Annotated in this window: 22 protein-coding genes and 1 tRNA gene; 17 read left to right on the top strand and 6 right to left on the bottom strand. The window is 69.5% G+C overall.

Annotated features, from left to right (window positions below; translation table 11 throughout):
* Nucleotides 1-85: 85 nt before the first annotated feature.
* The gene (locus AB0A61_RS01600; RefSeq protein WP_361284338.1) at nucleotides 86-1,381 is read right to left on the bottom strand and encodes an MraY family glycosyltransferase; all 1,296 of its coding nucleotides are present in this window, start codon (nucleotides 1,379-1,381) and stop codon (nucleotides 86-88) included.
* Nucleotides 1,382-1,574: 193 nt separating this feature from the next.
* Here AB0A61_RS01600 and AB0A61_RS01595 point away from each other — a divergent pair, with 193 nt between their 5' ends.
* Complete coding sequence (locus AB0A61_RS01595) at nucleotides 1,575-3,857, top strand: heterodisulfide reductase-related iron-sulfur binding cluster (RefSeq protein WP_361284335.1); 2,283 nt, start codon at nucleotides 1,575-1,577, stop codon at nucleotides 3,855-3,857.
* 105 nt (nucleotides 3,858-3,962) lie between these two features.
* Here AB0A61_RS01595 and AB0A61_RS01590 read toward each other — a convergent pair whose 3' ends face one another.
* Nucleotides 3,963-4,343: an antibiotic biosynthesis monooxygenase gene (locus AB0A61_RS01590; protein WP_361284332.1), complete on the bottom strand. Its 381-nt coding sequence runs from the start codon at nucleotides 4,341-4,343 to the stop codon at nucleotides 3,963-3,965.
* Between AB0A61_RS01590 and AB0A61_RS01585 the strand changes: the two genes are divergently transcribed.
* The 7 genes from AB0A61_RS01585 (at nucleotide 4,293) to AB0A61_RS01555 (ending at nucleotide 12,817) form a co-directional block, all read left to right on the top strand.
* Nucleotides 4,293-5,975, top strand: coding sequence for a recombinase family protein (locus AB0A61_RS01585; RefSeq protein ID WP_361284329.1), 1,683 nt, complete (start codon nucleotides 4,293-4,295; stop codon nucleotides 5,973-5,975). The genes AB0A61_RS01590 and AB0A61_RS01585 overlap by 51 nt on opposite strands.
* Nucleotides 5,976-6,606: 631 nt before the next feature.
* Nucleotides 6,607-7,188, top strand: a complete 582-nt coding sequence (locus AB0A61_RS01580) for a recombinase family protein (RefSeq protein WP_361284326.1) — start codon at nucleotides 6,607-6,609, stop codon at nucleotides 7,186-7,188.
* A gap of 223 nt (nucleotides 7,189-7,411) precedes the next feature.
* Nucleotides 7,412-7,996: a hypothetical protein gene (locus AB0A61_RS01575; RefSeq protein WP_361284323.1), complete on the top strand. Its 585-nt coding sequence runs from the start codon at nucleotides 7,412-7,414 to the stop codon at nucleotides 7,994-7,996.
* A 520-nt stretch (nucleotides 7,997-8,516) separates the two neighbouring features.
* Complete coding sequence (locus AB0A61_RS01570; protein WP_361284320.1) at nucleotides 8,517-9,425, top strand: Yip1 family protein; 909 nt, start codon at nucleotides 8,517-8,519, stop codon at nucleotides 9,423-9,425.
* Between the two features lie 239 nt (nucleotides 9,426-9,664).
* Complete coding sequence (locus tag AB0A61_RS01565) at nucleotides 9,665-10,123, top strand: DoxX family protein (protein ID WP_361284317.1); 459 nt, start codon at nucleotides 9,665-9,667, stop codon at nucleotides 10,121-10,123.
* Between the two features lie 370 nt (nucleotides 10,124-10,493).
* The gene (locus AB0A61_RS01560; RefSeq protein ID WP_361284314.1) at nucleotides 10,494-11,339 is read left to right on the top strand and encodes a hypothetical protein; all 846 of its coding nucleotides are present in this window, start codon (nucleotides 10,494-10,496) and stop codon (nucleotides 11,337-11,339) included.
* A complete protein-coding gene (locus tag AB0A61_RS01555; protein ID WP_361284311.1) occupies nucleotides 11,336-12,817 on the top strand; it encodes an NADH-ubiquinone oxidoreductase-F iron-sulfur binding region domain-containing protein in 1,482 nt (493 codons plus the stop codon). The genes AB0A61_RS01560 and AB0A61_RS01555 overlap by 4 nt, the downstream gene beginning before the upstream one ends.
* Nucleotides 12,818-12,928: 111 nt before the next feature.
* Here AB0A61_RS01555 and AB0A61_RS01550 read toward each other — a convergent pair whose 3' ends face one another.
* Nucleotides 12,929-13,447, bottom strand: coding sequence for a phosphoribosyltransferase (locus AB0A61_RS01550; protein WP_361284308.1), 519 nt, complete (start codon nucleotides 13,445-13,447; stop codon nucleotides 12,929-12,931).
* Nucleotides 13,444-14,019 (bottom strand): dCTP deaminase, encoded by a 576-nt coding sequence (dcd, locus tag AB0A61_RS01545; RefSeq protein ID WP_361284305.1) that lies wholly within the window; start codon nucleotides 14,017-14,019, stop codon nucleotides 13,444-13,446. The genes AB0A61_RS01550 and dcd overlap by 4 nt, the downstream gene beginning before the upstream one ends.
* A 574-nt stretch (nucleotides 14,020-14,593) precedes the next feature.
* On the opposite strand from dcd, the gene AB0A61_RS01540 reads away from it, so the two are divergent.
* From AB0A61_RS01540 to AB0A61_RS01525, 4 genes are all read left to right on the top strand, one after another.
* Nucleotides 14,594-14,667 (top strand) — tRNA-Gly (locus AB0A61_RS01540).
* Nucleotides 14,668-14,947: 280 nt separating this feature from the next.
* Nucleotides 14,948-15,496: a DUF5994 family protein gene (locus AB0A61_RS01535; RefSeq protein ID WP_361284302.1), complete on the top strand. Its 549-nt coding sequence runs from the start codon at nucleotides 14,948-14,950 to the stop codon at nucleotides 15,494-15,496.
* A gap of 4 nt (nucleotides 15,497-15,500) precedes the next feature.
* On the top strand, nucleotides 15,501-15,725 hold the full coding sequence (locus AB0A61_RS01530; protein WP_361284299.1) for a hypothetical protein: 225 nt from the start codon (nucleotides 15,501-15,503) through the stop codon (nucleotides 15,723-15,725).
* Nucleotides 15,722-16,915 (top strand): GAF domain-containing SpoIIE family protein phosphatase, encoded by a 1,194-nt coding sequence (locus AB0A61_RS01525; RefSeq protein WP_361284296.1) that lies wholly within the window; start codon nucleotides 15,722-15,724, stop codon nucleotides 16,913-16,915. Before AB0A61_RS01530 ends, AB0A61_RS01525 begins: the two co-directional genes overlap by 4 nt.
* A gap of 30 nt (nucleotides 16,916-16,945) precedes the next feature.
* Here AB0A61_RS01525 and AB0A61_RS01520 read toward each other — a convergent pair whose 3' ends face one another.
* Nucleotides 16,946-17,428, bottom strand: a complete 483-nt coding sequence (locus AB0A61_RS01520) for a DUF5994 family protein (RefSeq protein ID WP_361284293.1) — start codon at nucleotides 17,426-17,428, stop codon at nucleotides 16,946-16,948.
* 547 nt (nucleotides 17,429-17,975) lie between these two features.
* Between AB0A61_RS01520 and AB0A61_RS01515 the strand changes: the two genes are divergently transcribed.
* The 4 genes from AB0A61_RS01515 (at nucleotide 17,976) to AB0A61_RS01500 (ending at nucleotide 20,708) form a co-directional block, all read left to right on the top strand.
* On the top strand, nucleotides 17,976-18,179 hold the full coding sequence (locus tag AB0A61_RS01515; RefSeq protein WP_272118185.1) for a cold-shock protein: 204 nt from the start codon (nucleotides 17,976-17,978) through the stop codon (nucleotides 18,177-18,179).
* 180 nt (nucleotides 18,180-18,359) lie between these two features.
* The gene (locus AB0A61_RS01510) at nucleotides 18,360-19,850 is read left to right on the top strand and encodes a DEAD/DEAH box helicase (protein WP_361284290.1); all 1,491 of its coding nucleotides are present in this window, start codon (nucleotides 18,360-18,362) and stop codon (nucleotides 19,848-19,850) included.
* Between the two features lie 200 nt (nucleotides 19,851-20,050).
* Nucleotides 20,051-20,302 carry a CBS domain-containing protein gene (locus tag AB0A61_RS01505; protein ID WP_361284987.1) on the top strand — a complete coding sequence of 84 codons (252 nt, stop codon included), beginning with the start codon at nucleotides 20,051-20,053 and terminating at the stop codon, nucleotides 20,300-20,302.
* A 61-nt stretch (nucleotides 20,303-20,363) separates the two neighbouring features.
* On the top strand, nucleotides 20,364-20,708 hold the full coding sequence (locus tag AB0A61_RS01500) for an SCO5918 family protein (RefSeq protein ID WP_361284287.1): 345 nt from the start codon (nucleotides 20,364-20,366) through the stop codon (nucleotides 20,706-20,708).
* 127 nt (nucleotides 20,709-20,835) lie between these two features.
* Here AB0A61_RS01500 and AB0A61_RS01495 read toward each other — a convergent pair whose 3' ends face one another.
* Nucleotides 20,836-21,210, bottom strand: coding sequence for a hypothetical protein (locus tag AB0A61_RS01495; protein ID WP_361284984.1), 375 nt, complete (start codon nucleotides 21,208-21,210; stop codon nucleotides 20,836-20,838).
* 590 nt (nucleotides 21,211-21,800) lie between these two features.
* Here AB0A61_RS01495 and AB0A61_RS01490 point away from each other — a divergent pair.
* Complete coding sequence (locus tag AB0A61_RS01490) at nucleotides 21,801-22,145, top strand: MerR family transcriptional regulator (RefSeq protein WP_208033372.1); 345 nt, start codon at nucleotides 21,801-21,803, stop codon at nucleotides 22,143-22,145.
* Nucleotides 22,146-22,300: the final 155 nt, after the last annotated feature.

Raw genomic sequence — 22,300 nt, 5'->3', positions numbered from 1 at the left:
CTCCAGCTGACTTGAGTGGAACGGACTCAAGTGTGCACGAGCCCTTCCCCGGGGTCAACAGAGGTGAGTCGAGCCGACTCAAGTCTTATCTATCACTTACACGCAAGGGTCCCCTGACCTGCGGCGATGTGGATTGCCGGGGCGGCCGGGCGGAATATTCAGGTTGACGACGAGGGCCCTGGGCGGCGTCCCGGCCCCGGGTTTCGTAGGGGTCCCGGCCCCTGGGCTCGTAGGCGTCGGCCTGACTCCGAGGACCGCGCAGGGGGGCCTCCTGGCTCCGCAGGCCGCGCGGGGCGCTCTGGTTCCCGGCGACGGGGCCGCTCTCGTGCCGCCCGGTGCCGTGGGCGTCGGTCTGCCGCCGGGCGCCGTGGGTGCCGGTCTGCCGCCGCGCGGTCTGTACGTCCGCGGGGCGGCGGGGGCCGTACACCGGGACCCGCAGCAGCCCGAGAACGACCACCAGGGTCACGCCGACCACCCACAGTACGCTCGACCGCCCGGCCCAGTCCGTGTGGAGGAGCACGCCGACGAGCACCGCGGAGAAGGTCCCGATGCCGATCAGGACCGTCGCGCCCTGCGGGGTGAGGCCGAGCCGGCGCAGCCGGTGCGCGAGGTGGTCGGGGCCGCGGCGCGCCACCGCCCGGCGGGCCAGCTTCCGGGACAGCACGATCAGGAGGGCGTCGGCGCTCGCCGTCGCGGTGAGCGGGAAGAGGACGGCCGCGGTGGAGACCGGGTCGTAGCCGCTGCGGGTGAGGACGGCCGACGAGGCGAGCACGAAGCCGGTGAACAGCGCACCGCAGGCCCCGAAGGTGGTCCGCGCGGGATGCCAGTTGTGCATGAGGAAGCCGGTCAGGGCGGCGGCCAGCACGCTCAGCAGCACCGCCAGGTCGTCCATGACCTCGGCCGCCGCGCAGGCCCCCACCCCGAAGGCGGTGAGCACGCCCACCGTGCCCGCGAGGCCGTCGGCGTGGTCCAGCCCCCGGAAGGCGGCGGCCACGCAGGCGATCCAGACCACGGAAAGGATGCCCATGGGCAGCCCGGTCTCGTCGTAGGGCACCACACAGGCCGCCGCGGCGGCCGCGCCCACCAGCAGCAGCCGCGTCTTCAGCCGCCACACGTCCGCGACCAGCCCGAGGACGGCGACCCCGGCACCGGCCGCCAGCAGCCTTGCCACCCCGCCGCTGAGGGGGGCCGCGCCGGTCCAGTCGCCGGCCGCCGCGACCAGGCAGGTACTGGCCACCACGGCGACACCGCCGAGCAGCGGCACGGGCCGCACCCGCCGCCGGTCGACGAGTCCGAGCCGCAGCGCGGGCACCCGGAGCAGCGCCGAGAGCAGGGCGGCGAGGAGCAGGGCGGTGGTGGCGGTGGCGATCCCGTAGAGCACGCTTCTTAAATTAGGGGCGAATGGGTCGATTAGGTGTGAATAACACGATCAGATCCACAGGCAACCCTCAGCGACGCAGATCACCGACCATGCGGCTACATTGCGACGGAGGATGGGGGTAGTCTCAGACGGACTGCATAAGTTACCGCTTAGTAATCTCGCTCAGCCAATCGAGGCCGCCTCAGGAGCCCCAATGCAACTCGCCGCGATCATCGTGTCGCTGGTCCTGATCGTGGTCGGCGTGGCACTGTTCGGCCGCGCCCTCCTGCAGATCTACACCTTCATGCGGCTCGGTCAACCGCTGCCCGCCGGGTCCAGGACCAACGAGCCCACACAGCGCACCATCACCGTGGCCAAGGAGTTCCTCGGCCACACCCGGATGAACCGCTGGGGCGTCGTCGGCGTGGCTCACTGGTTCGTGGCGGTGGGCTTCTTCACCCTGCTGCTGACGATCGTCAACGCGATCGGGCAGCTGTTCCAGGCGGACTGGATTCTGCCGGTCATCGGAGACTGGGCGCCCTACAACATCTTCGTCGAGTTCATCGGCACGATGACGGTGCTCGGCATCCTGGTCCTGATCGTCATCCGGCAGCTGAGCAAGCCGAACAAGCCGGGCCGCAAGTCCCGCTTCGCCGGCTCCAACTTCGGCCAGGCGTACTTCGTCGAGGGCGTCATCCTCATCGTCGGCGTCTGCATCTTCATGCTGCACGCCCTGGAGGGCGCCCAGCACCACGTGGACGGCTACGAGTCCTCCTTCTTCATCTCGTACCCGGTCGTCTCGTGGCTGGAGGGCCTGGACGTCTCCACGCTCCAGAACCTCACCTACTTCTTCGCCGGCCTGAAGATCGCGACCTCCTTCATCTGGATGATCACGGTCGCCCTCAAGACCGACATGGGTGTGGCCTGGCACCGCTTCCTCGCCTTCCCGAACATCTGGTTCAAGCGCAACGCGGACGGCTCGACCTCCCTCGGCGCCCTGCAGCCCATGACGAGCGGCGGCAAGCCGATCGACTTCGCCGACCCCGGCGAGGACGACGTCTTCGGCGTCTCCCAGGTCGAGCAGTTCTCGTGGAAGGGCCTGCTGGACTTCTCCACCTGCACCGAGTGCGGCCGCTGCCAGTCGCAGTGCCCCGCCTGGAACACCGGCAAGCCGCTTTCCCCCAAGCTCCTGATCATGTCGCTGCGCGACAACGCGCACGCCAAGGCGCCGTACCTGCTGGCCGGTGGCGGCAAGACCATGGAGGGCGAGGAGAAGGCTTCGGCCGAGGCCCTCAAGGACGTCCCGGCGTCCGCGCTGGCCGAGGCCGAGCGCCCGCTGATCGGCACCGCCGAGGAGAACGGCGTCATCGACCCGGACGTCCTGTGGTCCTGCACCACCTGCGGCGCCTGCGTCGAGCAGTGCCCGGTGGACATCGAGCACGTCGACCACATCGTCGACATGCGCCGCTACCAGGTGATGATCGAGTCGGCGTTCCCGTCCGAGGCGGGCACGATGCTCAAGAACCTGGAGAAGAAGGGCAACCCCTGGGGCCTGGCCAAGAAGCAGCGCCTGGAGTGGACCAAGGAGGTCGACTTCGAGATCCCGGTGGTCGGCCGGGACATCGAGGACCTCACCGAGGTCGAGTACCTGTACTGGGTCGGCTGCGCCGGCGCCCTGGAGGACCGGGCGAAGAAGACCACCAAGGCCTTCGCGGAACTGCTGCACATCGCGGGCGTGAAGTTCGCGATCATGGGCGGCGACGAGAAGTGCACCGGTGACTCCGCCCGCCGCCTGGGCAACGAGCCCCTGTTCCAGGAGCTCGGCATGGAGAACGTGGCCGCGCTGAACATGGCCTTCGGCGAGGAGACGGACGACGAGGGCAACGTCACCCCCGAGTCGAGGAAGCCGAAGTCGGCGAAGAAGATCGTCGCCACCTGCCCGCACTGCCTCAACACCCTCGGCAACGAGTACCCGCAGCTCGGCGGCGACTACGAGGTCATCCACCACACCCAGCTGCTGCAGCACCTGGTGGACGAGGGCAAGCTGGTCCCGGTCACCCCGGTCGAGGGCATCATCACCTACCACGACCCGTGCTACCTGGGCCGCCACAACAAGATCTACACGCCGCCACGCGAGATCATCGGCAAGGTGCCCGGCCTGCGCAACGAGGAGATGCACCGCCACAAGGAGCGCGGCTTCTGCTGTGGCGCGGGTGGCGCGCGGATGTGGATGGAGGAGCGGATCGGCAAGCGCATCAACAACGAGCGCGTCGACGAGGCCCTGTCCCTGAACCCGGACATCGTCTCCACCGCCTGCCCGTTCTGCCTGGTCATGCTGACCGACTCGGTCAACGGCAAGAAGAACGACGGTAAGGCCAAGGAGTCCATCCAGGTCGTGGACGTCGCCCAGCTGCTCCTCGACTCCGTCAGGACGCCGGTCGACCCGGCGGGCGAGGCGGAGACCGAGAACGCACCGGAGCCCGAGCCGGTGAAGTAACCGACCCGGTCGCCGACGTCCGACGCCCCCGAGCCCGAACGGGCCCGGGGGCGTCGTCGTACGGTACGGCGGCCCTGGGATCGCCCTGGGAGCCCAGGGCCTGTCCTAGGCGCCCTTGGGGGCCGCCTGCTGCACCACCTCGAAGGACCAGAGGGTGGAGTCGGTGGCCGCGGGCCTGGGCCGCTCCCCGCCCTCGCCGACGCCCTGGTGGGCGGCCTTCATCGGCCCCTCCATCCAGGCCTGGAAGGACTCCTCGTCCCGCCACCGGGTGTAGACCAGGTAGGTGTCGGTTCCCTCGACCGGGCGAAGCAGCTCGAACCACTCGAACCCGTCGGAGCTCTCCACGGCATGCGCCCGCGACGCGAACCGCTTCTCCAGCGTCTCCCGCTGCTCGGCGGGCACGGTCAGTACATTGATTTTTACTACGCTAGGCACATGACACCTCTCGTCAAACGGGGCTCCGACTGGACCCCTAATCTGGACCATGTGCGCGCAGTGTCCTACATCCGACAGTCAAGGAAGCGTGAGGACGACTCCGCGTCGTCCCCCGAAGCACAGCGGACCAAGTGCGAGGCGCTGATCACGGCCAAAGGCTGGGACAACGCGGGCCACTTCGCCGACGTCGGTAAATCCGGCTGGGACCCGAAGGTCGTCCGGCCGGAGTTCGAGGAGATGATGTCCGCCGTTCGCGCCGGGCACGTAGACGCAGTGGTCGTGTTCTCGCTGTCCCGGCTCACCCGACAGGGCGCCCTCGAAGCGATGCTGATCAACGAGGAACTTGCCAAATACGGCGTACTGCTCGTCAGCGTCGAAGAGCCCTACTTGGACACGTCTACTCCCATGGGCGTTGCGATCTTCGGCCTCATCGCTGCGCTGGCTCAGCAAGAGTCAGACCTGAAGTCGGCGTACATCACGGCGACTAAAGAGACCCTGCGCGCTGCTGGCTCCCACGTGTCCGGCATGGCCCCGTACGGCTTCCAGTCGAGCCGTGAGCCGCGCGGGGACCTGGTGGTGGTCAAGCTGGTCCCGGACCCGGCAGAGGCACCGCACGTGCACCAAATGGTCGAGTGGGCGTTGTCCGGCGTAGCCGCATCTGCCATTGCCCGCAGGCTGAACACAGACGGCGTGCCGACCAAAGCGGCGGACATGGCAGCGCGCGTGACCGCCCGGCGGGGCAGGGGCATAAGCAAGCCGCTGGAGCGTACTGCGTGGGTGTCCTCGACCGTGCTGCGCATCCTGCGTGACCCTCGCCTTGCTGGCTATGCCGCTGAACGCCAGGGCACCAAGCGAGTCATTCTGCGCGACGATTCCGGCGCCCCCTTGGTAGCACATGAGGGCATCGTTCCCGCTGACGACTGGTGGCGCCTTCAGGACGTTCTCGACGGCCGTACGCCGCAGGTTGTGAGGCAGGCTGGCCGGTCTGTGCCGTCGCTGCTCGGCGGGGCAGGGATGCTGTTCTGTGGGGTGTGCGGATCGTCCATGGTGACCGACCGACGCAACGGCAAGCAGCTCTACCGGTGCAACCGGGCCCAGTCCGGCGCTGTGCCGGGACATGGTGGCCTGGCCATCAGCATGGAAGCCGCCGACGACGTGGTCGCCCGCACCGTGTGGTCGCGCCTGAGTGCGCTGGACCCCGAGGACCGTGAAGACCTGGAATGGCTTGAGGAGGCAGCGCGCCGATTTGCCGCCCAGGCAGACACGGGCGAACGGCAGGCTGAACTAGCCGCCGCGCGGGCTGAGTTGGAGCACGTACGGGAAGCCCTGCGCACGCTGTACGCCGACCGACAAGCAGGGCTGTACGCCGGGGCGACTGGCACGGCCATGTTCGCTGAATCCGTCGAGCGGCTGACTGCCCATGAGGCTCGCGTGAGTGAGCGCGTAGCTGAGCTGGGGCGGGATGAGAGCGGCACCGTGGCCATCCCCTCGGAGTGGACGGCCCCGGAGGGCGACCCCATCGGGCCGGAGTCGACGTGGGGCAGTTGGGACCTGGAGCAGCGACGTAGCTTCCTGGCTTTCTTCCTCGACCGCATCACCATCGCTAAGTCCATTGGCCGTGGCCGGCACGCGAACACGGAGGATCGGGTGACTGTGCGTTGGGCAGAGGCGCCAGCCAAGTAGGCGCCTGAGCACCCCCTGAGCCCCGTTTGGTCGATCCCTAGCGGGATTTGGTCGAGCGGGGTTCTTTCATGCCTCAGACGGCCGTACAGCGTGTAGGTGTTCGGCTCGCTCCTGCCCCATGTAGTCACTCAGAGCTTCCCCGGTTCCGCCCCAAATCTGGGCACTCAATGGACGCCCCACAGCGGGGTGCGCGTTGATCGCTACGTGTGATCACGACACAGCAAGCCACCCCTTCGTTACCTTCCGTCACTCTCGCGGCGTCAGCGGCGACCCTTGGAGCCAGCGAGCGTGACGAAGCGGTTTTCCGAGGCAAGATCCACACACCCTCTGACCTGCTCAAAGTGACGAAGTGACGATTTGACCCCCATCTCACAGATCCCTAAGGAGTTCTATAGAGATTCCGGAAGTGGCATCCGAACCGTCACTTCGTCACTCCTCCGGCGGCCAGCCTCTTCGGCGCACGGGGGTGGAGACCTCACGCAGCGTGATCAGATCCGGCCGTCTCTCAAGCGATGGTTAATGAGACGGTCACCGCGAGGCGGCCCGAAGGGCGTTTCGGGTGTTCAAAACCCGTCTCAGAACATACCCGGGAGGCCTGATGTTTTGAGACGAATTGTGAGACGATCTCGGCATGACGACGAGGAACGCCGGAACCCTGATCGGCTACCAGCGGGTCAGCACGAACGCGCAGGATGCACAGCTTCAGGCGGACGCTCTCGCTGAGGCAGGGTGCGCCCGCATCTTCGAGGACAAGGCTTCCGGCAAGAACGCCGACCGTGCCGGGCTGCTCGCTGCTCTGGACTACATGAGGGAGGGCGACATTCTCACCGTGTGGAAGCTGGACCGGTTGGGCCGTTCCACCAAGGACGTGCTCACGATCGCTGAGGATCTGCACGCCCGGGGGATCGCGCTGCGGATTCTGACAGGCACGCTGGCCGGTAGCTACTCCCCGAGGGGTGAGGGCAAGTTCTTCTTCACGATGATGGTTGCCTTTGCTGAGCTTGAGCGAGACATGATCGTTGAGCGCACCCGGGCGGGCCTGGACGCTGCCAAGGCTCAGGGTCGAACTGGTGGACGGCCCACTGTCATGGATGCTGACAAGCTCGCTGCGGCCAAGGCACGCAAGGCCAAGGGAGAGAGCGTCACGGCCATTGCCAAGGCGCTCAACGTGTCCCGCGCGACGCTGTACCGGGCGCTCGCCGACACGGAGTGACCCAGCCGATTTGAGAGACCGTCTGCCCACAGTGGTGGAGGGTCTTTCTCATGTTGTCGACGGTCACGTAATTCCCGACCAGGAGCTCCAGCTTCCCCGCCCTCGCGTTCGAGTGAGGCTGACAGATGCCTCCTGCGGCTGATGAACCGCATAGGGTTCGGTCCGGTCGGCTCAGCTGATAAGAGCTAGCTCGCGACCTGTCTCGTGCCTCAGAATCCTCGGCGTGGCAGACACGGGACCTACCGAAGAAGAGACGCCGGACGGGTTGCTGGGCTGGTGCCTGGTGGCCAACGTGGCGCGAGAAACCGCACGCGGCGAGAGCGGCCTCGACATCCAGCACGGCACGAAGCACTTCCGCGCAGGCGCCCTGCTGTGGATACCGCCCGTCCGCTGGGACCCGGGCGACGGTCGCTGGCACGCGGTGGGCCGGCACCGAGGCAACGGCCGCCGGTACGTCAACATGGTCGTGCGCGCGGACGACCTGGAGAACTTCCGGGTCAAGGGTGTCTACAGCGGGGCTCTGGTGCGCAGCCTCAACGGTTACGACCACGACCCGGCCGCCCCGCGGACCTTGCAGAACCCGTGGACCCGCGAGCGGGCCCAGAACTGGGCGGACGCCCGGAACCACTTCCGGGAGCCTGTCTTCATCGAAGACCAGCCCTACGCCCACCCGCGGATCTCCGTTCCCAACCCTCCGCCGGCAGAGATCCAGATCGACGGTGAAACCCTGCACCTCGCCCACTACGGCACCAGGGGCGCCCACTACAGCCGCATGCCCCCTTCCGTGGAATGGATCCCCGAGACCTAAGCGGGATGTTCGAACGTGTGGGTGGAGAAGTTGACGCCGCTGGTGGGGAATTACGTGACGTCCACACATGTCAGGACGCATGGGGGGGGTGGGGCAATCTCTGGACGAAGGGAGGCCCGGGACCCGGCCCCCATGCTCGCGCGTGTCATCGCGAATTTGGGACCCCGGGGGTCTGGACGCCAATCGGGCGGGACCTCTTGCTGTCAGACCATAACCGCAGGGCTCCTATGTGCATGGCTTGATACATTCATTGACGCTCATGGATCCATCCTGCCCCGCGCGGGCGCCGAGCGGACCAGGACACCCCCGGCGGCGTGCCCGTACCCGCGGGGCCGCCCTCCGCCGCGCCCCGCTGCCCCGGCCCCCGAGCCGACCCGGACCCCACTTCGGGGAGCACCCCGGAGACGCTCCCCGCTCAACTCCTGGACTCCCCTTAGGGGATGTCACAGCTCGGCAGCAAAGCCGGGCCGGACGGCCGAGCCCGGCATGTCACTCTCCGGGACCCGGTACGTTCGATTACGTGGCTGGATTCAGGATCGGACGCGGCGGCCGGGACAACCGCGCCCCGCAAGCGCGACCGCAACAACACCCGCACGGCCGGCAGGCCCCGCAGGGCCCGTCGTACGGCTACCCGCAGGCTCCGCAGCCGTACCCGCAGCGCGGGGGCGGCGGGTCCGGCGCCGGCCAGTGGCCACAGCCGAACGGCGGAGGTTACGGGGGCGGTCAGGGCGAGCCGGAGTACTTCGGCGACGGCGCCTACCCACAGGGCGGTCCGGACCCGTACGCGGCCAACAACCCGGGTCACACCCAGGCCTTCGCGGTCGGCGAGGACCCCTACAGCCAGAGCGGGACCTACCGCGCGGGCTCGGCCCCGGCCGGCCCGATCGGCCCCCGGCTGCACTGGAAGGACCTGCTGCGCGGCATCGTGCTGTCCCCGCGGCAGACCTTCCTGCAGATGCGCGACTACACAATGTGGGGCCCCGCCCTCGTCGTGGCCTTCCTCTACGGTCTGCTGGCGGTCTTCGGCTTCGACGGCGCCCGCAAGGACGCCATCAACGCCACGCTCTCCAACGCGGTCCCGATCGTCCTGATCACGGCCGTGGCCATGGTGATCAGCTTCTTCATCCTCGGCGTGGTCACCCACACCCTGGCCCGCCAGCTCGGCGGGGACGGGGCCTGGCAGCCCACGGTCGGCCTGTCCATGCTGATCGCGTCCATCACGGACGCGCCGCGCCTGCTGTTCGCCATGTTCCTCGGCGGTGACGCCGGCTTCGTCCAGTTGCTGGGCTGGGCCACGTGGGTCGCGGCGGGCGCCCTGCTGACCCTCATGGTGAGCCGCTCCCACGACCTGCCGTGGCCGAAGGCGCTGGGCGCCTCGGCGATCCAGCTGATCGCGCTGCTGTCGATCGTGAAGCTGGGCACGTTCTAGTAGTGCGGGAACGCGGTGCCGCGGCGCCATGGTGCCGCCGTGCCGCGACCGCGGGTGAGGGTGCGTGTGAGGGGCCTCGGCGTGCAGCCGGGGCCCCCGCCCGTCTTCAGAGGAAACGCAGAGCTTCCGGCGGCTGGTGCAGACCTGCGTCCTGCGTTACAGGTTGTATGTCATGCATGTCATGTCCATGGCAATCCGGAGTCCGCCGCCGGGTTTCCCAGATCTGAGGAGTGACCCCCATGAACTTCTCACCGGCACCGACGTTACGCACCGTGCGCCCGGTCGTGCAGGCCGTATTCCGCCTGGTGACCGGCTTCCTCTTCGCCTGTCACGGCGCGGCCTCCCTGTTCGGAGTCCTGGGCGGCGCCCACGGCGGCGGCACGGTCCCCACCCTGCAGTGGCCCGGATGGTGGGCCGCGGTCATCGAACTGGCCGGCGGAGTCCTGGTCTCCCTCGGCCTGTTCACGCGGGTGGCGGCCGTCATCTGCTCCGGTTCCATGGCCTACGCCTACTTCAGCGTCCATCAGCAGCACGCGCTCTTCCCCATCGACAACGGAGGTGAGCCGGCCGTCCTGTTCTGCTGGGCGTTCCTGCTGGTCGCCTGCCTCGGCCCGGGCGCCTGCGCAGTCGACACACTCCTGAAGAGAGGAACGACCACCAGAGCGGACGACGCCACGGCGCGGGTGCCCACCTCGTAGTCCCCGCCCTGCTCCCGCGCGGGTGAACCCGGTCACGCCGCACTCGGCATCCACTACGCACGGCCGTAGACCAGAAACTCCCACCGGGGCACGGGAAAGCGGCACCGAGGCCGGGCCCCGCTACGATCCGGGGCCGTATCGGGCGCCTTTGTCACCGGGCTGGGGTACCAGCTAACGATGGTTCCCGTCGTGTAGTGCCGCCGGTGCCACACTCCCCGGCGGCAGCCCTTCCCCGACGTTGGCATACGGAATCCCGATCCGGCCCCGCCACGGCCCGGCTGTGCGACCCGCACACGAGGAAGCCCGGCTGTGCGACCCGCGCACGAGGAAGCCCGGCTGTGCGACCCGCGCACGAGGAAGAAGGTGCCCCATGTCCAGCGTCGCCCTGCTCACCCACCCTGCGGTCGGCGCCGCGTCGGCCGCAGTGGCCGGCCGGACGATGGCCTTCCTGGACTACTTCGCCGGCGTCTTCACCCTGCTCTCGCTGACCGCCGTGGTGACATGCGGGCTCGCCGCCACCGACCGGCTGGTGCTGACCCCCCGGCTGCGGGTGGCCGTGCAGTCGGTGCACCGGGCGAGCGCCGTCGCGGCGCTCGGCTTCCTGGGCACCCACATCGCGGTCAAGGTCGTCGAGCGGCACGCCGCTCCACAGAGCGCGGTGGTCCCCTTCGCCGGCGGCGCCGCCATCGCGGTGAGCCTGGGCACCATCGCCGCCGACCTGCTCGTCCTGGTCACGGCTACGGGCGTGCTCCGCGGTCGGTTCGCCGGCGGCCGCCGCCCCTGGCTGTGGCGGGTGCTGCACTCGATGGCGTACGTCTGCTGGCCGATCTCACTGGTGCACGGGCTGACGGCGGGGCGCAAGGCGCACGCGTGGGTGCTCTGGGGCTACGGCCTGTGCGCGGCCCTGGTGACGCTCGCACTGCTGGTCCGTGCCCTTTCCCACCTGGGCCGCCACCGGACCCTGAGCCGGCGTCGGCGCGGCGCCAAGGCGTATCGGCCCGCCGCTGTGCACCCGGCCGCGCTGGCCGCCCTGTCCACGCGGTCCGCCCGGCCCATCACCGGCGCCCGCCCGCTCGCGGGGGCCGCCCGGCCCGCGGCACCGACGACGGCGGCTCGCCGGTCCGCGCCGAGCGCCGGCCTGCCCGTGCAGCCCAGGCACGCCGCGAGACCGGGGCCCCGGCCGCTCCGCCTGGCCCAGCCGGGGAGCAGCAAGTGAAGGACGCCCGGCTGAAGCTGCCCGAGGTGCGCCGGCTGGATTCGGCCCGGCTGACCGCCGGACTGGACCGCCACCGGCGCCTGGACCTCGCCGCGCACACCCGTGTCCACCCGCCACTTCCCCAACCGGGCCGGGACGGTCTGCTCGCCCTGGCCGAAGCCGTCGCCCTGTCCGGCCGCGGCGGCGCCGGCTTCCCGTTCGCCCGCAAGGCCCGGGCCGTGCTCGCCACCGCCGACCGCACCGGCGCGCGGCCGGTCGTCGTGGTGAACGGCGCGGAGGGCGAACCGTCCAGCGCCAAGGACAAGATGCTGTTCGCCCGCGTGCCGCATCTGGTAGTGGACGGCGCCTGCCTGGCCGCGGCCGCGTTCGGCGCCGAGGAGATCGTGATCGGCGTCGCCGCGGGCAGCCCCGGCGAGATATCGGTCCCGGCCGCCCTCGCCGAGCGCGAACTTCCCTGCCCGGCCCGGACCGTATGCCTGCCCGAACGCTTCGTCTCCGGCGAATCCGGGGCCCTGATCCGTGGCATCAACGGTCTGCCGGTGGTACCGGTGCCGCTGAAGGCCCGTGCGGCCGACGGCGGAACGGGCGGGGTACGTCGCCGTCCGACGTTGCTCTGCAATGCCGAGACCTGGGCCCAACTCGCCATCGCGGCCCGGCTCGGACCCGACGCCTACGCCGCCGTCGGCACCGCCGCCGAACCCGGCACGGTCCTGCTCACCGTCAACCGGCCGGATGCCGACCCGCTGGTGGTCGAGGTGCCGGCCGGTACCCGGCTGGGCCCGGTACTGGACGCCTGCGGCCTCCAGCCGGGCGCCGGCGTGCTGGTGGGCGGCTACCACGGCGCCTGGCTGCACCCGTCGGACGCCATCGACGCGCCGCTTTCCCGCGCCGGACTCGCCGGCCTCGGCGGAACCCTTGGCGCGGGCGCGATCGTCACGCTTCCCGTCGGCACCTGCCCGCTCGGCGAGACCGCCCGGGTCGCGGCCTGGCTGGCGGCCGAGTCCGCCGGCCAGTGCGGACCGTGCAAGCGCGGCCTGCCCGATGCCGCCGAGGCCCTGGCCGTGCTGGCCGCCGGTGCTGCCGACCCCCCGGTGCTGGAGGACGCCCGGCGCGCCCTCGGCGCGGCCCGGGCCGGTGGCGCCTGCTCGCACCCGGACGGCACGGCCCGCTTCCTGCTCACCGCGCTGGACGTCTTCGCCAAGGACGTCGACGCCCACCTGTCCGGCCCCGGCTGCGGCCGTCCCGTGCACGGGGTACTGCCCCTCCCGCCTGCGAAGGGCGCCCGGCTGGAGGTGGACTGGTCCCGCTGCAACGGCCACGGTCTGTGCGCCGTGCTGGCCCCCGACCTCGTCCGACTCGGCCCGCACGGCTATCCCGCCTCCACCACCATCCCGGTCGCCCCCTGGCAGGAGCACGGTGCCCGCCGCGCCGTCAACCAGTGCCCGGCCCTGGCAGTGCGTCTCCGGCGTCACGCGTGACTCCTCGCGCGAGGCACCACCTGGGGCCCCAGGTCCACGCCCCGGGGACTCGCGCTTGAGCGGTTGAACCGGAGCGATTGGACTGAAGCGGTGGGACTGAAGCGGTCGGCCTCAGAGAGCGTCTTTCGAGGGCGTGATCGGCGTGCCGGCCTTACGGCATGGAGGCAACACGGACCAGGGGAAGTTGATCCAGTCGTCGGTGCGCTTCCAGACGTAGTCGCACTTCACCAGCGAGTGGGACTTCTCGTAGATCACGGCGCTGCGCACCTCGGCGACGGTGTCGAGGCAGAAGTCACGGACCAGCTTGAGCGTCTTGCCGGTGTCGGCGACGTCGTCGGTGATCAGGACCTTCTTGTCGGAGAAGTCGATGACGTTGGGGACCGGCGCGAGCATGACGGGCATTTCCAGCGTGGTGCCCACACCGGTGTAGAACTCGACGTTCACGAGGTGGATGTTCTTGCAGTCGAGGGCGTACGCCAGCCCGCCCGCGACGAACACACCACCGCGCGCGATGGAAAGGACGATGTCGGGCTCGTACCCGTCGTCGGCGATGGTCTGCGCGAGCTCGCGTACGGCGGCGCCGAACCGCTCGTAGGTCAGGTTCTCCCGTATGTCCGTCACGGCGCTCATACCTGCGTCCGGTGGAAATTGAGGTAGGAGCGGGAGGCGGTGGGCCCGCGCTGCCCCTGGTACCGGGACCCGTAGCGCTCACTGCCGTACGGCGACTCGGCGGGCGAGGTGAGCCGGAACATGCACAGCTGGCCGATCTTCATGCCGGGCCAGAGCTTGATCGGGAGGGTCGCCAGGTTCGACAGCTCCAGGGTCACGTGCCCGGAGAACCCGGGGTCGATGAACCCGGCGGTGGAGTGCGTCACGAGTCCGAGCCGGCCGAGGGAGCTCTTCCCCTCCAGCCGGGAGGCGAGATCGCCGGGCAGCGTGATGACCTCGTAGGTGGAGGCGAGTACGAACTCCCCGGGGTGCAGGATGAACGGCTCGTCCCCCTCCGGCTCGACGAGCCGGGTGAGGTCCGGCTGCTCGATCGAGGGGTCGATGTGGGGGTACCGGTGATTCTCGAACACACGGAAATACCGGTCGAGGCGGACGTCGATGCTCGACGGCTGCACCATGGATTCGTCGTAGGGATCGATCCGCACCCGCCCGGCGTCGATCTCGGCCCGGATGTCCTTGTCTGAGAGAAGCACTCCCCGAGGATACGCAAGGCGCGCGGAGCCACCACAATCATGACGACTCCACGCGCTGATCTGCTGCCCTGCTGCTTCGCCCTACTGCTTTTCCACCGCTGTTCCCTACCGCTTCTCCAAGGCCACCGGCACCACACTGCGGAGCCGGGCACATCGCGGACACCTCACGAGCCGGCCGGGGCCGAGCCGACCGGCCTGCTGCATCGGGAACGAAGCGGTGCTGAACACGTGCCCATCGGCACAACGGACGACGGTGCGCTCCATCAAGTCCTAGAGTCCCTTCCCCAAGAGCCGCGTCTGGCTGTTGCCGCCTGACAACAAAAGCCACATTACGGGATCAAAGAGACGGCCCTCCAGGCGGCACCCCGACCCCGCCCCACCCCTCTCACGGACCCCCACGGTACGCCCCAACTCCTTTCCCCCGCAGCCGCGTCCACTCCTCTTCACTCCCCTCACCCCCGCAGGACACCGACACCCCGGGGCAACACGACCGGCCCCCAGGGCTTGAACACCGGGGGCCGGGGATGAGGTACAGTGGGCGAGCGCTTGGACACCGAGCAAATCGGCGTCTTACGCGGGTGTAGTTTAATGGTAGAACATCAGCTTCCCAAGCTGAGAGCGCGAGTTCGATTCTCGTCACCCGCTCCATGCGAAACCCCCAGGCCAGAGGCCCGGGGGTTCTTTGTTGTCTAGTCTGGCCATCGCGGCACGGGCCGCACCGGCGCCGCTCACCAGCGGCTCCGGGGACGCGCCCTCTCGGGAAAGTGCCTGGTCACGTGCACGTCCCGGGGCCTCGCAACGGCGTAGAGTGAAAGCACGTAGATTGAGGCACGGGTGTACTTCGCACACCGGCCGCCATGTCGGTGTCGTTCCTGGCGAGCAACAACACCGGGACGTCGAAGACCAGCCCCGGGGACAGGTCCGCGTCATGACCGCGACCATCGACCGTACGATCACCATAGAGCTGCTGTCCTCAGCGCCGGCCCGGCTGTCCCTGACCCCGCCGGCCTCGGCCCCAGGTCTCCTGGACGGTGCCTGGTGGCCCCGCTCCCGCGATCTCCTTTGGGAGATCCCCGCTCTGACGGACGCGCTGGACGCGCGCCGGGGCCGGATCACGCGCGTCATCGTGAACCCGGCCCACTGGCCCGTCATCCCGCGCAGGGTGCCTGTCAGTGGGCACATCGTGCAGGTCGGCTGGTTCGCCGCCGAGCAGGATCCGAACAAACTGATCCTCCTCTCCTACACGGTGGGCCGCCTGGATCTGTTGGTGATCCCTCCGGAGGCGGAGGCGGCCGCCCCCGCCCGGCTGATGGCGGCAGCAGCCGTTCCGGGAAGCCTCCGCACCGCCGGCGGTCTGATGGCCGACGAGGCCATGAGCCGCGACGCGGCAGAGGTCCGAAGCCGGGAAGAGGAATGGGAGACCGACGGCGGACCCCCTCCGGCGGCTGGGCTCTTGAGTTCCGCCCCGAGGAGGTGAGGACGTGGAGACAGTCGTCGCGGTCGCCGTGCTCATCGTCGTGATCAGCGCGGGAATGTTCGTGATCCACCGGCTCAACGCGCAGCATGCCGAAAGGATCGGTGCGTTCCACTACAGCGACGCCCTGCCGGGAATCGGTCGGCGGAACCGGAAGAGGCCGGGGGCCGTCGGCTCGGGTGGGCACCCCGCCGCAACCGATATGTGCGGATCATGGCGGGTGAGCGGATGACGCCCGGACGGCGCGCGGACCGCTCCGAAAGCTTCGGGGAAGCGTTGCTGGGAGCGGTTCTCGATCGCGCGCACGAGCTGCCTCCCCATCTGATCGGGCCGCTTGTCGCAGACGTGGTGGAGCGGCTGGGGGGCCGCCGTCCGCAGGTGCTGCTGCAGGACTACGGCCAGCAGCTGCTCGTGCCCCTGCCCGGTGAGGGCCTCAGGGACGGGGAACCGCACGTGATCGACGACTCCGAGGCGGGCCGCTGCTTCCTCGACGCGATCCTCGTCGAGCTGCCCGAGGAGGACGGCGTCCGGGTCCATCTGCCGCTGCTGGACGGCGGCGACCAGGTGGGGGTCATGGCGGTGACGCTGGACAGCGTCGACGACGACGACCGCCGCCTGCTGCACAGGATCTCCGGCCTGGTGGCCGACCTCCTGGTGACCAAGCACGGCTACTCCGACCTGTTCTTCCGCTCCCGACGCGATGAACCGATGAGCGTCGCCGCGGAAATGCAGTGGTCCCTGCTGCCACCGCTGGCGATGATCATGCCCAGGGTCGCCGTGGCCGGAATCCTGGAACCCGCCTATGACGTGGGGGGTGACAGCTTCGACTACGCCCTCAACGGGGACGTCCTCCACGCGGTCATGATCGACGCGATGGGGCACGGCCTGGACGCGGCCACGATGGCCACCGTGGCCATCGGCGCCTACCGCCACGCCCGCCGCGCCGGCATCGGGCTGTCGGAGATCTACGACTTCATGGACCGCGCGGTGGCGGAGCAGTTCGGTCCCGAGCACTTCGCCACCGCGCAGATGATGCAGCTGGACACGACGACAGGTCGGGTCCAGTGGGTCAATGCCGGGCACCCGCCGCCGATCCTCGTCCGCAACCACCGCGTCGCGGGCCGCCTGACGGCCCCGCCGACCCTCCCGGTCGGCCTGGGTGGTGCGGAGCCACGGATCAGCGAGCTGGGGCTGGAACGCGGGGACCGCGTCCTCTGCTTCACCGATGGACTGGTCGAGGAGCACAGGACCGGCGGGGAGGAGTTCGGGGAGGACCAGCTGATCGACTGTGTGAACCATCTGGAGAGGACCGGCCGCGGGATCCGGGCGGTGACGCGCTCCCTGTCCCACACGCTCAAGCGGGCGCGGGGCGGACGCACCACGGATGACGCGACGCTGCTCATGGTGGAGTGGCGCGGCTGACCTCACCGGCCTCGGTCGAGCTGCGGCGCATCAGTCCGACGGCTCCTGCCCGCTCCCGGTATCGATGAGGATCTGTTCCGCCTTGCTGACGTTGTCTGCCCGGACCGCCTGGGCCATCGCGGCGCGGGCGGCCTCGGGTGTCGCGTTCGGCGGGACCACCAGCAGCGAGAAGAGATCCCGGTCGCCCCGGGTGATCAGGACGGTGTCGTCACCCACGGGATAGGAGTCGATGTGCACCACCCGGTCGTCGACGACGATCCGCGTCAGGAGCCCTTGCCAGGCCGCGGTGTCCAGGCCGACGCGGGTGACCGGCCCGAGGTGGCTGGTGAGGGCCCTCAGCAGCTCGGGCAGTTCGGCAGCCATGTCGCGCGACCGCGGCCACCACGCACCATCCAGGACACCTTCCCGCGACTCCGTCGTCTCCAGCCGGAGGAGCGCGCACCCCGGCCGTACGGCCTCGTGAACGCCGCTCGGCAGATGCAGGGAATCAGGGGGTGAATCAGAGCCGGTCATGAGGACCACCCGTCTTCGGGAGCCGGTGCGAACACGCGACTCGCCTCGCCCCTCCCACGCTACTCCCCGTGCTCCCTCCAATCCCTGGGCCTACCTGACCGACGTGGGCCTGATCACCATCAACTGGACTTCGCACAAGACGCCCGCCACCGCGGGGCGAGGTCTCGCGGAGGATGTGACCTTTGTCGCGGTACAGGAGTCTCAGACGCGTTCGCCGTTGTACCAACCGCTGATGACGGTGGCAGCGGCACATGTCCCGTCGAAGGAGGTCACAGGGCTGTGGGTGGAAGTACACGGCAGGAAGGCCGCGCCCACGGAGAGCAATATCTGTGCCCGTGAAATGAGATATAGGTGCGGGGTACGGCGAGTATTCCTCGGCCGCCCGGCGGAGCGGAATTATCCACCGCGCAAGGCCGATCGCGCCGTGCTACTGTCGATCTCAGTTGCAGGTGTGGTTGCCAGAAGGTTTTTCCGACGGCTGATCATCACGGCGACACGGAATGCGCACAGGGCGTATTCCTGGCACCGCCTCCGAAGGAGAAACAACATGACTACTGGCACCGTGAAGTGGTTCAACGCCGAAAAGGGCTTCGGCTTCATCGAGCAGGACGGCGGCGGCCCCGACGTCTTCGCCCACTACTCGAACATCGCCGCCCAGGGCTTCCGCGAGCTGCTGGAAGGCCAGAAGGTGTCGTTCGACATCGCCCAGGGCCAGAAGGGCCCGACGGCCGAGAACATCGTTCCCGCCTGACGCACCGGCACTGCCGCGTACTTCGCAGCTGGGGCCCGCACCTTGGGGTGCGAGCCCCAGCTCGCTTCATTTCCAGGGTGATTCGGCCCTGTCGTTTTCGGCCCGTTCTCGCGATTCTCTGCGCCGCTCATTCTGCTGCGGAAATTCCTTGATACGTGCCCGCATCGAGGAAGGTTCCGCATGAACCGCACCCGCTCCACTCGCGCACGCACCAATCGCACATACGACCGTTTCGGAGGAAGCGCCGCCGCGAACCGCTCCGGCGTTCCGCGCCGTTCCGCCGGTTACGGAAACCGACAGCCCGCGGGGAGCGAGTTCGCGCTGCCGAAGACGGTCACGCCCGCGTTGCCCGCTGTCGAGGCGTTCGCCGATCTCGCCATGCCGGCGCCGTTGCTGACCACGCTCGGCCACGAAGGCGTGACCGTACCGTTCCCGATCCAGGCGGCCACCCTGCCGAACTCCCTGGCCGGCCGTGACGTGCTCGGCCGCGGTCGCACCGGGTCGGGCAAGACTCTCGCCTTCGGCCTGGCGGTCCTCGCCCGTACGGCGGGCCGGCGCGCCGAGCCGCGCCGGCCACTGGCTCTGATCCTCGTCCCCACCCGTGAGCTGGCCCAGCAGGTCACCGACGCGCTCGGTCCCTATGCCCGCTCGGTGAGCCTGCGGCTCGCCACCGTCGTCGGCGGAATGTCCATCGGCAGGCAGGCCGGTGCGCTGCGTGCCGGTGCGGAGGTGGTCGTCGCGACGCCCGGTCGGCTCAAGGACCTCATCGACCGGCGCGACTGCCGGCTCGACGACGTCGGCATCACGGTGCTCGACGAGGCCGACCAGATGACCGACATGGGCTTCATGCCCCAGGTCACCGCCCTGCTCGACCAGGTGCGTCCCGGGGGTCAGCGGATGCTGTTCTCGGCCACCCTGGACCGCAACGTCGACCTGCTGGTCCGCCGCTACCTGACCGACCCGGTGGTCCACTCCGTCGACCCGTCGGCCGGTGCCGTCAGCACGATGGAGCACCACGTACTCCACGTGCACGACGCGGACAAGCACCGCACGACCACCGAGATCGCGGCCCGGGACGGCCGGGTCATCATGTTCCTGGACACCAAGCACGCCGTGGACCGGCTGACCAAGCACCTGCTGAACAGTGGTGTCCGCGCCGCGGCCCTGCACGGTGGCCGGTCCCAGCCGCAGCGCACCCGGACCCTGGCGCAGTTCAAGGACGGTCACGTCACCGTCCTGGTGGCCACCAACGTCGCGGCCCGCGGTATCCACATCGACAGCCTCGACCTGGTCGTCAACGTAGATCCGCCCAGCGACCACAAGGACTATCTGCACCGTGGCGGCCGTACGGCCCGCGCCGGGGAGTCCGGCAGCGTCGTCACCCTGGTGACCCCCGGCCAACGCCGCGGAATGACCCGGCTGATGGCCTCGGCCGGCATCAGCCCGCGCGTCACCCCGGTCCGCTCGGGCGAGGCGGAGCTGAGCCGCATCACAGGCGCCCAGGCGCCCTCCGGGGTCCCTGTGGTCATCACCGCGCCTGTCGTGGAACGCACCCGCCGCGCGCCTTCGCCGTCCAGGGACCGCCGGGGCCGCACCGGCCAGGGCCGACCCGCCGACGCGGGGGCGCGCCGCAGGGCACCGCGGCGCCCCGGGAACGACTCGGCTGCTTAGGCCGGCGCAGTCCCCGGAGCCCCCTCGGCCTCCCGGAAGCCGCCGTGCTCTCCCGGGGCCGCAAGCGCCGCCAAGCCGACCATCCCCTACCGAAGGAGACAGCCTTGACGCCAGCGGGGACGCAGTACCGCAGGCCGGACCCCACCCCCGTGCCCGTGGTCGACGACCGCGAAGGGCACGGGCCTCGGGTCTGTGACGACATGACCGTCGAGGTGGCTCTGGCCGTCATGGCGAGTGCCCGGGTCGAGTACCTGACCGTGTGCGACGGGGACGACGAGAGCACAGGCTTGGTCACCCGGCTCCGGCTCGCCGTTCTCCGCGATTGTTCCGCGTACACGGACCGGATCCGTCTGCGGGACGTCCTCGACGTACCACTGCCCTCACCCGGCGGCCGCTCGGGCGGCGTCGGTGAGTGCGGCCGGGTTCCGGGCGTACCCGCCCTCTCGTGCTGATCGGTCTCGCCCCGCGCGGCCCGTTCTCCTTCCCCCTGCGACTTCTCCCCTGTGAGGCATCATGCGCTGTGTCATCGCCCGGTACCCGTTCGACCTGACCAGGACCGGGGTTCTGGCCTCGATGAAGGGCGTCAGGCCCGAGCTCGTCACGGGGGCGTCCGTGACCATCGGCCGCCGCCGCTACCCCGTCAAACAGGTGGGCCAGGTCATCACGCGACAGGACCCCCGTGACTTCACCGCCGGCGAGGTCGTGCGGGCCATGACGCGTCTCGGCTTCACCTGCCACGACCGACCCGAGGGCGCGCCCGTGGGCGAGGGTGGACCCGCGCCCGTGGGCGAGGGTGGACCCACTCTCCTCCAAACCGCGTCCGCACTGCTCGGCGGCACCGGCCCCGTGGCCGTGTGAGGACGGGCGCGAGACCGCCCTCAGAATCCTGGTGGGGGCCCTGCCGACGTGCGTCGGCAGGGCCCCCACCGCTGTGTCGCCGTCCGCTCGGAAAGCGCCGGCCGGGCAACGGGGCGGAGGCAGCGTCTCACCGGTCGAAGTGGATGAGATCTCCTACGGTCCATGCGCTGACGTCCTTGATCGCGACTCGATACATGCCGCCCGTCTCCGGGATACCGAGGCTGCCCTGCAGGATCCGAGCGAGATGAAAGTGCAGATGCGTGGGCGCCTCGCCGCGATCGGGCCGGTTCCCTCGCGGACCGCGCGCAAAGACGTCCGAGAACGGGCCGAGACGGTCCCAGTCCCTCAGGACCCCCGCCACCCGCTCCCTCCACACGGCCTCGGGACCCAGCCGGCCGGTGATGACGGCGCCGCCGACGACCACGGTCAGCGACATCTGATTGCTTCGCTCGGACTCCACCGCGGCGGAGATGACGACGAGCAGCTCATCAGGGTTCGGCATGAGCAGCTGCGCGCTCGGCAGGAGGCGGCTTCCGCCAACCGGTGAGCCGCGATCGCGGCAGGCTTCTTCCTTCACGAGAAGGGAGAAATCTACTGTTGTACGAGTAGATTTTCGTTCCTGACATGGGTATGGTTCTTCTCGTAGACACGGTCGAACGAGACCCGCCAGACACGAACTGGCGGGTGGCTGAATACGAAGTACGCAGGTCAGTGCGGCTCTCGAGCCTCGAAGCCAGAGTGTTCCCAGAACGGTGACGGGACCGAGAGCCGCACTGGGCGGCTCGCATTCCCAGGAGCTGCCAACAGCAGTACCGGTTCACTCAGTGGTTGGTTCGAAGAGGAACGGAGGAGCAGACGCCATCAGGATCGCCCGGCCCGAGAAGCACTCGGCCCGGGTACCGCAAGACCCCGGAATGGATGGTGGTCCCCGGTCAAGCAGCTGCGATCCCCCGCACCCCCCCTCTGCCGGGCCGGGTAGCGGAAACAGAAGGTCGGCACAGCAGTAGGGCCGACAGATGGTGTTCAATTTCCTTCGGGGCCCTGGTGCCGTACGGCACCAGGGCCCCTCGACGCGTTGCACAGCGAGGTGACATGACATCGGACAACCCCCTGAATGATCGTCTGGACGACGACGACTACCCTGCGTACACGATGGGCCGGGCGGCCGAGATGCTCGGCACCACCCCGGCCTTCCTCCGGGCCATCGGTGAGGCTCGTCTGATCACTCCGCTCCGCTCGGAGGGAGGACATCGCCGGTACTCCCGCTACCAACTGCGGATCGCCGCGCGCGCCCGCGAGCTCGTCGACAAGGGGACTCCGATCGAGGCCGCGTGCCGCATCGTCATCCTCGAGGACCAGCTCGAGGAAGCGCAGCGCATCAACGCCGAGTACCGACGTGCCGCCAGCGAATCGGCGGGCAGTACCGGCTCCGGCTGAACACGTGGGCTCGGGCCGTATCCGGAACGCCGTCCGGCCGAAGACTACGGCCCGGAAAGTCGCCCGCTGGCATCGACCACTCGCCCGCGCGGAACGCGACGAAGAGACCCGCATCGGCTCCTCCGTCCCAACCGGCGGCCTGTGCACTCGCCGAG

The organism is Streptomyces sp. NPDC046197, assembly GCF_040646295.1.
GTDB lineage: Bacteria > Actinomycetota > Actinomycetes > Streptomycetales > Streptomycetaceae > Streptomyces.
This window is presented reverse-complemented; position numbering and strand designations above follow the sequence as displayed.